We start from the raw sequence: 9,757 nt of genomic DNA, 5'->3' as shown, positions 1-9,757 counted from the left end.
CGGCAGCGTCGCACCGCCCATGCGGGCATCCGAGGCCGCACTGGTGCGGATAACGATGTCTGAACCCAGATCCTGCGCCATCCATCCGCGTGCGCGCTGCTTATTGAGGGTGGTGCCAATGTGTAGCCCCCACTTCCCGCTAAGCCCTTCACGAGAGAGCGCGTCGTTCAGTTGCCCTGCTTCCAGGATAAAGCGGATCGCCTCGAACGGTACCTGCTCCACAAACTCCAGGATCTGCGAGAGCGTGGTGTTCGACAGTACCGCCAGCGGATCGTTACTTACCTCGGCCTGCCGCTCGTCAAGACTGAAGCGCGTTTCGCCCTGACAAACCACCTCCACCACGCGGGTATGTCCGCCCGCAATGGTCACCATGGCCGAGGCCTCACCGGCGTAGACGCAGGCACGTGAATAGAGGATCTCATCGCACGGCTCCTGCAATTTCACCTGCACCAGACCGGCGTTAAGCATTGCTTTGGCCCGCGCCAGCGCATCGGCGGTGACATCTTTCAGCACCTCCAGCCCCGCCTGCTCATTGCCACCGATGGCACCCAGCGCCGCCGCAATGGGCAACCCGACCATGCCGGTGCCCGGCACCGTTACGCCAAGCCCGTTCTTCATCAGATTCGGCGATACCCACGCCTCAATCTTCGTGACGTCGCCGGGCAGTTGCTCTGCGGCAATCGCACAGGCAAGGGCCAGAGAAACGGGCTCGGTGCACCCCAGCGCAGGCTTAACTTCTTCCTGCACTACGCGAATAAAATGATTCCATAAAGGATGAGTTTGCTCAGACATCGTTACGACCTTATTTGCCCTCAGGAAAATGCGAGGAAAGGAGAAACACAAAGCAGCAGCCCGGTGATGACAATAATCACCAGCGATACGCCCTTATATTTATGCAGCGCCGGTACCTTGTAGACCAGCCATGCAGGGATCAGGCAGCCCACCATGCCGAAGATGGGGCTACAGATAGAGGTGAAGCTCAGTACCGGCGCGTTTAACACGATCGCGCTCCAGGCCAGCAGGATAGCGAACAGCATGATCCCGCGCTGGACGATGCTTTCATTAATACGTTCAGCCGGCATTTTACGGCGCAGGATATTCATCACGATCCCCTGCGTGGCTTCGCGGAAGCCGAGATAGACGCCGAAGAAGGCGGTCATCACGGCAAAAATATTGAGGATCACGCTGACGATTTTGACCCAGCCCGCGCCGTCGCCGCTGATAAATTGCGCCGCAATCGCCAGGGCGGAAATGTTCTGCTCGTAGGCTTTCACCGCTTCGTCGTGTCCCATCGCCAGGGTGAAAGAGACGGCGTAGAAGAAGACCGTGACAAACAGTATGCCAAAGGCGATATTCATCGCCCGCAGCGCCTTATGACGCGCCACCTCAACGGATTTTTCCCGTGAACGATAGGAAATCACCATCGGGCTTAATGTCTGGATAAACAGAATGGAGGTTAAGGTAAAGGGCAGCGTAATAATGGCATTTTTTATCAGCAACCCCATCGGCGGCAGCATACCGACGTTGGCTAAATGCCAGAGGCCGATCATTGAAAGCCCCAGCGCCGCCACCACAAATAATTTGGTCAGCACCATCAGGCTGGAGACTTTAAACAGCAGCTTTTCACCGCGCGAAGAGATGGCGACCAGAATGCAGATCAGGAATAAGCCGTAGAAGGGATTTTCCGACAGCAACCCCTCGGTGAACCCGAAGGTGTGCAAATAAGATGCGCTGTCGTTGGTGATAGCCGTGGAATAGACAAACATCCAGATGACCAGCATCACGAAATAGAGCGCACCTAATAAGATGCCCCAGTTTTTACCTAAATAACCGCTAATCACGCTCGGGTAGTCTTTACATTCCGGGGATTCCGCCAGCGTATTAATAAATAATCGCTGGAAGAGGTACATGGCCGGATAGCCAATAATCGAGGAGAGCAAAAAGACCCACAGCCCCATTAATCCAACCTGCACCGGAAGAAAAACGATACCCGCGCCGATAGCCATCCCGATACTCATGATGACCCAGCCCGTGTCGGTGCTGTCGAATTTGATCGCCTCTCGCCATTCGCTTTCGCTCATTCCCGCCCGCCTTGCCGCAGGGGAATCACTCACAATCACACTGCTGTTTGTTGCCATATTCATTGGGCACTCGCTTATTTTGTTTTTATTAGGTTCCGATCGCCAGCGATTGCGAGTCAGAGAGTGCAGGTGTGTGTTGTTGGTATGGGAAGATCATATCCGTAGCGCGGGAGAAAAAAGTCACAATCTTTATGCGGACTTCCTAAATTTAGAGAAAAAAACGCCTAATTTTTAATGATGTTTGGTAAAAAATTCTAAAAGTGACGCATTTCACAGAATCAATATATTTAAAAAATGGATCTTTTTTAGGAATTTATAAAGACGATTGTTCTACTTTATGCCTTCAAATTTTTATACGATAGCATCACTGAAACCACTCTATTATTATGGCTATGATATGGATACCGTTGAAGAGCTCAATGGAACATACTTCTATAAAGGTGTATGTAATATCTCGGCGTCTGAGTTATTTTTTTGGATTTTCCTTGATACTACCGATGAACAGTTCGGTGGATTAAAAGATGCAGTAATGATGGCTACTATGATCCTTGGTTTACCTATACTTGAGACCAGAACAAAGCCAGAAACGGCTACTATAGGTACTTCCGTGGCTTCTAAGTATCTTCGTGATCTTCTGAATGTACAGCTACCACACCGATTACCTACGATTACCCTCGCAAGCTTTAAATACCGAAAACCAATGTATACCAAAAACTTAGGTGCATTCATTGGTCGATGGATCCCTGCATTGGGGATAACCATACTTGCTGCTGATCTTGCAACGATAAGTTACAAAACACTCTCACGATATAATACGATTGCTCACCCTAAAGATCGGATTTGGTGAATATGAATAGTGAAAATGATGTTTTGAAGTTCTTCAGGGAAAATTTACCAGAACAGGGAACATTTACGGGCAAGAGGATCCCGCTCGAGTTAGACGATGTTTTACAGGATTACACCGATCTGGATGATATCGTTTATGTCATTGAGAAGTTTGAGAAAAAGTATCTTATCAATGTGCCCACGCAAAACTATTTCCCCTGGACTCAAACCTGGTTTTTCAGAAAATGGTTTACGCAAGAACCCGTTAAACAAATATCGAAGCCATTAACCGTAAGAATGTTTGCTGAGGCGGTAAAAGCAGGCTCATGGATCCACCACTGATTTTCGAAAGGAGCATGATTTATGGCTGTACCGGTTCATATTTGGTTTTTTGACGATGGCGGCTCACTTATTAAGGGTTCAAGTGATGTACAGGATCGGGAAGGGAGTGTTGAAATTAGAGGGTTAACCCATAATTTAAGTATTCCAACAGATCCTCTTTCCGGGAGATTAACCGGAACGCGCAAACATGCCCCTTTCTTGTTCGAGAAGGAGATAGATAGTTCATCTCCGTATCTTTATAAGGCTGTGGCTACAGGGCAAAACCTAAAAAAAGTTGAGATAAGATATTATCGAATTAACGATGCGGGAAGGGAAGTTGAATACTTCAGAACTGAACTGGAAGGTGTAAAGGTCGTATCAATCTCCCCTATTGTTAACGATACACGTAACTGTCCCGGTACGGGCCATCTTGAATCCATTCAGTTGAGATACGAAAAAGCAATCTGGACTTACTGCGATGGCAATATTCAATTTTCTGATGCATGGAATGAACGAACATCTGCATGATTTTTAGCAGACAAAAAAGCCCCCTTATCTGAAGGGGGCGGATTATTTGGCCTGCGTCACATCGCCTGCGTAAACGTCCGCGAAATCACGTCCTGCTGCTGCTCGCGCGTCAGGGCGTTAAACCGCACCGCATAGCCGGATACGCGAATTGTCAGGTTCGGGTAGTTCTCCGGATGGGCAATGGCATCCAGCAGCATCTCCCGGTTCATGACGTTGACGTTCAGGTGCTGCCCGCCCTCAATAGACGCTTCGTGATGGAAGTACCCATCCAGCAACCCCACCAGGTTGGTTTTGCGCACCAGTTCATCCTTGCCCAGCGCCTGCGGCACAATGGAGAAGGTATAGGAGATCCCGTCTTTGGCGTAGGTAAACGGCAGCTTGGCGACCGACGTTAGCGAAGCCACCGCCCCTTTCCTGTCGCGACCGTGCATTGGGTTGGCGCCAGGCGCAAACGGCGTGCCGCCGCGGCGTCCGTCCGGCGTGTTGCCCGTTTTCTGGCCGTAGACCACGTTGGAGGTGATAGTCAGGATCGACTGAGTCGGCACCGCGTTGCGATACGTCGGCAGCGCCTGGATCTTCTTCATAAATCGCTCCACCAGGTCGCAGGCGATGCTGTCCACGCGATCGTCATTATTGCCGTACTGCGGATAGTCGCCTTCGATGACGAAGTCCACCGCCAGGCCGGTGTGGTCGCGCACTGGTTTCACCGTGGCGTATTTAATCGCCGACAGGGAATCCGCCGCCACCGACAGCCCGGCAATGCCGCAGGCCATGGTGCGATAGACGTCACGATCGTGCAGCGCCATCAGCGAGGCTTCGTAACTGTACTTATCATGCATGTAGTGAATGAGATTCAGCGCGCTGATGTACTGCACCGCCAGCCAGTCCATAAAGTGGTCGAGGCTCGCCATCACGGTGTCGTAATCCAGCACCTCATCCAGCAGCGGCTCGGTTTTCGGGCCGACCTGGATCTTCAGCTTCTCGTCCACCCCGCCGTTGATCGCGTACAGCAGCGTTTTAGCAAGGTTGGCGCGTGCGCCAAAGAACTGCATCTGCTTGCCGATCACCATTGGGCTGACGCAGCAGGCAATGGCGTAGTCGTCGCTGTTGAAGTCGGCGCGCATAAGATCGTCGTTCTCATACTGCAGCGACGAGGTGACGATCGACACCTGCGCGGCGTATTTCTTAAACGCGATCGGCAGCTGTTCAGACCAGAGGATCGTCAGGTTCGGCTCCGGCGCGGGCCCCATGGTGTGCAGGGTATGCAGGTAGCGGAAGCTGTTTTTGGTCACCAGCGTACGGCCATCCAGCCCCATGCCGCCGATCACTTCCGTGGCCCAGATCGGATCGCCGGAGAAGAGCGTGTCGAACTCCGGCGTGCGCAGGAAGCGCACCATGCGGATCTTCATGATGAAGTGGTCGATCAGCTCCTGGGCCTGCACCTCGTTCAGCCGCCCCGCCTGCATGTCGCGTTCAATGTAGATATCAAGGAACGAGGCCGTACGCCCCAGCGACATCGCCCCGCCGTTCTGGGATTTCACTGCGGCAAGGTAGGCAAAGTAGACCCACTGCACCGCTTCCTGCGCGTTCATCGCCGGACGTGAAATATCAAAGCCATAGTTCGCCGCCATCTGCTGGATCTGCAGCAACGCACGCTTATGCTCCGCCAGCTCCTCGCGCAGGCGGATCGTTGCCTCCAGATCTTCGCCGCGCTCCAGCCTCCCCTGCAGATCGGCAAACTGCAGTTCACGCTCGCGCACCAGATAGCTGATGCCGTACAGCGCCACGCGGCGGTAGTCGCCGATAATGCGCCCGCGCCCGTAGCCGTCCGGCAGACCGGTCAGCACGCCAGATTTACGGCAGCGCATCATCTCCGGGGAGTAAACGTCAAACACGCCCTGGTTGTGGGTTTTACGCAGGTCGGTAAACAGGTATTCGAACTGCGGATCCATCTCGCGGCCGTAGGCTTCGAACGAGCTGCGGATCATGTTTATCCCGCCGTACGGATGCAGGGCGCGCTTGAGCGGTTTGTCGGTTTGCAGGCCGACGATCGTCTCAAGATCCTGGTCGATGTAGCCCGGTCCGTGGGCGGTAATGGTGGTGGCAATGTTGGTGTCGAAATCCACCGGGGCGTGGGTGGCATTCTCCTGGCGAATGCCGACCATCACCTTCTGCCACAGCGCCGTCGTTGCTGGCGTCGCCTGCGCGAGGAAAGCTTCATCGCCTTCATAAGGGGTGTAGTTATGCTGAATAAAATCGCGGACGTTAACGGCGTTTTTCCATTCTTCACCGCGAAACCCGGCCCATGCGTCGCTGTAGGGCGCGATGCCCGTATCGATTGTTACTTTCATCAGATTCTCGCTTTATCAGGCGTAAGCCGCAGCCGGGGTGACCTTCCCAAGACGGAGGGCGTCCAGCGCGATCATTTTTTCTTCGTTGGTAGGGATAACCGCGCAGGTCACGCGGGACGACTCGGTGGAGATGACGCGCTCACCCGCGCTGCCCGGCAGAGCGTTTTTCGCCTCGTCGAGCGCGATGCCAAACACCTTCAGATGTTCCGCCACCAGCGCGCGGATCAGCGTGGAGTTTTCACCGATGCCGCCAGTGAAGATCACGCCATCCAGACGGTGCAGAGACGCGGCGTGACCGGCGATATGCCGCGCTATGCGGTGGACAAAGGTCTTTATCGCCAGCTGCGCCCGGTCATTGCCGTCATGCCAGGCTTTCTCCAGCGCACGTAAATCGGAGGAGATACCGGAGATGCCAAGCAACCCGGACTCTTTGTTGACCACGCGCTCCAGATCCTCGAACGACTGACCGGTCTGCTGGGCAATCCACGCCATTGCGCCGAAGTCCACGTCGCCGCAGCGCGTGCCCATCACCAGCCCCTCCAGCGGCGTCATCCCCATTGAGGTATCGACGCTTTTACCGTTGCGCACCGCGCAGATGGACGCCCCGTTGCCGAGATGGGCAATCACCAGGCCGCTGTCATCGGGGGACAGCCCGAGGAGCGCGTGCGCCTGCGCGGACACGTAGCGGTGAGAGGTGCCGTGGAAGCCGTAGCGGCGCACGCCCAGCTCTTCAAAATAGCGGTACGGCAGACCGTACAGATACGCCTGCGGCGCCATGGTCTGGTGGAAGCTGGTGTCAAATACCGCCACCTGCTGCACGCCGGGGAACAGGCGCTCTGCAGCTTCCACGCCGCTCAGGTTGGCGTAGTTATGCAGCGGCGCCAGCGGGGAAACCAGGCGGATCTGCTCAATGACCTCTACCGTGATGAGGGTCGACTCGCTGAAGAGATCGCCGCCGTGAGCGATGCGGTGGCCAATCAAGGCCACGCTGCTCATCAGGTCGCGCTTCTCCAGCTCGAGGGCGATGGCGGCCAGTGCCCCTTCGTAGTCCTGGTGAGCCAGTCTGACCGGTTCACCCCCGTTCACAGAAATAAAGGCTTTTTCAGTGTTGATGCCGTCCGCAATGCCCGTCAGCAGGGCATCGCAGCCTGCTGCGTCCAGCACCGAAAACTTAACGGAGGACGATCCGCAGTTAATAACCAGTACTACCGGAAATTCAGTCATGTGTTACTCCGCTCTTCCTGAGCTTTGGGTTAGAACAGTTTGTAAACGATATTCAGAATGGTCAGCAGGCCGACCACGGTCACGAAGATGTTCTCGGTCCGGCCTTTGTATTTCGCCAGCGCGGGCGCTTTACGAATGGCGTACATCGGCAGCAGACACAGCAGAGAAGCGATAATTGGCGCCCCCATGGCTTCAATAAGGTCGAGAATGTTCGGGTTGGCGTAGGCCACAATCCAGGTGGAGCCCATGATGAAAATCATGCTGATGGTGTTCAGCTTGCCGACGGAGACGTTCTTCTTATCGCCCTTGTAGCCGAACTTGAGGATCAGGCCGTTCAGCCCCTCCAGCGTGCCCAGGTAGTGGCCGAAGAAGGATTTAAAGATAGCGACCAGCGCGATGATGGAGGCGCCGTATTCCAGCACCGTGGCGAACGTGGATTTACTGCCCGACATCGAGGCAAAGTGGTTCGCCAGGTAAGAGAGCACCGGAATGTTCTGCGCTTTGGCATCCGCCATGTTCTGCGGAGAGAGCGTAAACAGGCAGCTAAAGGCGAAGAACATCACCACCGCCACCATCAGCAGGCTGGCGCGACCGATGATTTTGGAACATTTCTGCTCGGTGAATGCTTTCCCGAACTCCGGCTCGTACTCTTCGCGCTTGGAGACCACGAACGAGGAGACGATGGGCGAGAAGTTAAAGGAGAAGACCATGATGGAGATCCCCAGCCACACCGTGACCAGAATGCCGTCATGACCGGTAAAGGCGATATCGCTCAGGTTGACCTGGTCGATTACCGCCGAGTTCCAGTACGGGATCAGCGACAGGGAAATTAGCACCAGGCTGGCAATGAACGGGAACACCAGGTAGCTCATCACCTTTACCATCAGGTCTTTCCCGAACCAGATCACAAAGGCCATCAGCAGCAGCAGGAACAGCGCCACCACGCCGCGGTTCAGCGCAGGCATCTGGAGCTGGTTTTCCCAGAAGGTCATAAAGGTGTTAGTAATGGTGACGCCGTAAATCCACAGCAGCGGGCAAATGGCGAAGAAGTAGAGGAAGGTGATCACCACCCCACCGGTTTTCCCGAAGTGCTCTTCCACCGTCTCGGTGATGTTGCCGGAGACGTTGCTGCCGGACAAACAGAGGCGCGCCAGCGCGCGGTGGCAGTAAAACGCAATCGGGAAGGCAAGTACCAGCATCAGCAGGATGGGGATCAGTCCGCCAAAGCCTGCGCGAATGGGGAAGAACAGCACGCCTGCGCCGATGGCGGTACCAAACAGGCCGAGCGTCCATGTGGTGTCAGACTTACGCCAGGAGGACGTTTTTGTCTGGCCAACGATAATGCTTTCTGTGTTGCTCATAGGTCACCTTTATGCGTCAACGAAGCCGGTAATTTGGGAAACACGGGAGAGATCGATATTGCCGCCGGAAATAATGCAGACGGTTTTACGGCCCTGAATATAGGGGTCAAGCTTGCCGCTTAATAACGCCGCGCAGGCCAGCGCGCCCGCACCTTCCGTCACCACTTTATTTCGCTGAATAAGGGCAATCATGCTGTTGCGAATATCGTCTTCGCTCACCAGCACAATGTCATCGACCAGTTCACGAACAATTTCGAAGGTTAATTTACCCGGACGAGACACGTCGCAGCCGTCGGCTAATGTGCCGGTAACGCGATGGTTGGTTATTTCTCCGGCCTGCCAGGAAGCCGCCATGCCGTGAACGTTTTCAGACTGTACGCCGATAATATTGATTGTCGGGTTGATGGATTTAATTGCTGTCGCAATACCGGCAATTAAGCCGCCGCCGCCGATAGGAACAATCACATTATCCACGTCGTAAAGATCTTCGAGAATTTCGAGGCCGATGGTGCCCTGCCCGGCAATGACTTTCGCATCGTCATAAGGCGGAATAAATATGCGCCCCTCCATCTCGACGATTTCGCTCACCTTAGCGATGGTGTCGTTGAAGTTCTCGCCGTGCAGCACCACTTCGGCGGAGTAGTCGCGGGTAGCGGCGACCTTGGATTTTGGCGCGCCCATCGGCATCACCACTTTGCCGTCGATACCGAGCATGGCGCAAGAGAGCGACACCCCCTGAGCGTGGTTTCCTGCGGAGCAGGCCACTACCCCTTTGCGTTTTTCTGCGTCCGTCAATGAACTTAACTTATTAAACGCCCCGCGTATTTTAAACGAACCGGTACGCTGCATATTTTCAAATTTCAGGAATATCTCACCCTTACAGCGTTCGCTGAGATAATTTGAGCGCGGCATGCCGGTTTTATAAATTTTCCCCGCCAGGCGTTTTCTGGCGTCCTGAATATCTTCAATGGTCACCGGGAGATCGTAAGTAATGTGCATAATATCCTCGTTATAATAATTCATTCTTTTCAGGCAAAGTCAGGGTATCAGAGCGTTAAAAAGCGTC

Annotated in this window: 9 protein-coding genes; 3 read left to right on the top strand and 6 right to left on the bottom strand. The window is 54.4% G+C overall.

All coding sequences use genetic code 11. The features are described 5' to 3' along the window. Positions 1–792, bottom strand: a 792-nt coding sequence (locus IM284_RS23280; RefSeq protein WP_370552110.1) for a serine dehydratase subunit alpha family protein, incomplete at its 3' end; no start/stop codon positions are given. Positions 793–812: 20 nt separating this feature from the next. Continuing rightward, on the bottom strand, positions 813–2,144 hold the full coding sequence (locus IM284_RS00940) for an amino acid permease (protein ID WP_047367075.1): 1,332 nt from the start codon (positions 2,142–2,144) through the stop codon (positions 813–815). Positions 2,145–2,478: 334 nt separating this feature from the next. Between IM284_RS00940 and IM284_RS00935 the strand changes: the two genes are divergently transcribed. From IM284_RS00935 to IM284_RS00925, 3 genes are read left to right on the top strand one after another with little or no spacing between them, the layout of a single operon-like run. After that, the gene (locus IM284_RS00935) at positions 2,479–2,928 is read left to right on the top strand and encodes an STM2901 family protein (protein WP_045260104.1); all 450 of its coding nucleotides are present in this window, start codon (positions 2,479–2,481) and stop codon (positions 2,926–2,928) included. 2 nt (positions 2,929–2,930) lie between these two features. Next, positions 2,931–3,248 carry a DUF1493 family protein gene (locus IM284_RS00930; protein ID WP_047367074.1) on the top strand — a complete coding sequence of 106 codons (318 nt, stop codon included), beginning with the start codon at positions 2,931–2,933 and terminating at the stop codon, positions 3,246–3,248. Positions 3,249–3,269: 21 nt separating this feature from the next. After that, entirely contained in the window at positions 3,270–3,755 is a 486-nt protein-coding gene (locus tag IM284_RS00925) for a type VI secretion system tube protein TssD (RefSeq protein WP_048338835.1), read from the top strand. 56 nt (positions 3,756–3,811) lie between these two features. On the opposite strand, the gene pflB is transcribed toward IM284_RS00925, so the two are convergent. The 4 genes from pflB to tdcB are packed head-to-tail and all read right to left on the bottom strand — an operon-like array spanning position 3,812 to position 9,690. Continuing rightward, positions 3,812–6,106: a formate C-acetyltransferase gene (gene pflB, locus IM284_RS00920; protein ID WP_047367073.1), complete on the bottom strand. Its 2,295-nt coding sequence runs from the start codon at positions 6,104–6,106 to the stop codon at positions 3,812–3,814. A 15-nt stretch (positions 6,107–6,121) separates the two neighbouring features. Next, complete coding sequence (gene tdcD, locus IM284_RS00915) at positions 6,122–7,330, bottom strand: propionate kinase (protein WP_047367072.1); 1,209 nt, start codon at positions 7,328–7,330, stop codon at positions 6,122–6,124. Between the two features lie 29 nt (positions 7,331–7,359). Continuing rightward, complete coding sequence (gene tdcC, locus IM284_RS00910) at positions 7,360–8,691, bottom strand: threonine/serine transporter TdcC (RefSeq protein WP_047367071.1); 1,332 nt, start codon at positions 8,689–8,691, stop codon at positions 7,360–7,362. A gap of 9 nt (positions 8,692–8,700) precedes the next feature. Continuing rightward, on the bottom strand, positions 8,701–9,690 hold the full coding sequence (tdcB, locus tag IM284_RS00905; RefSeq protein ID WP_047367120.1) for a bifunctional threonine ammonia-lyase/L-serine ammonia-lyase TdcB: 990 nt from the start codon (positions 9,688–9,690) through the stop codon (positions 8,701–8,703). Positions 9,691–9,757 lie beyond the last annotated feature (67 nt).

The organism is Enterobacter cloacae complex sp. P12RS, assembly GCF_014895875.1.
Classification (GTDB): domain Bacteria; phylum Pseudomonadota; class Gammaproteobacteria; order Enterobacterales; family Enterobacteriaceae; genus Enterobacter; species Enterobacter bugandensis.
Note: the sequence above shows the minus strand (reverse complement) of the source record. Positions and strands in the feature narration are given on the sequence as shown.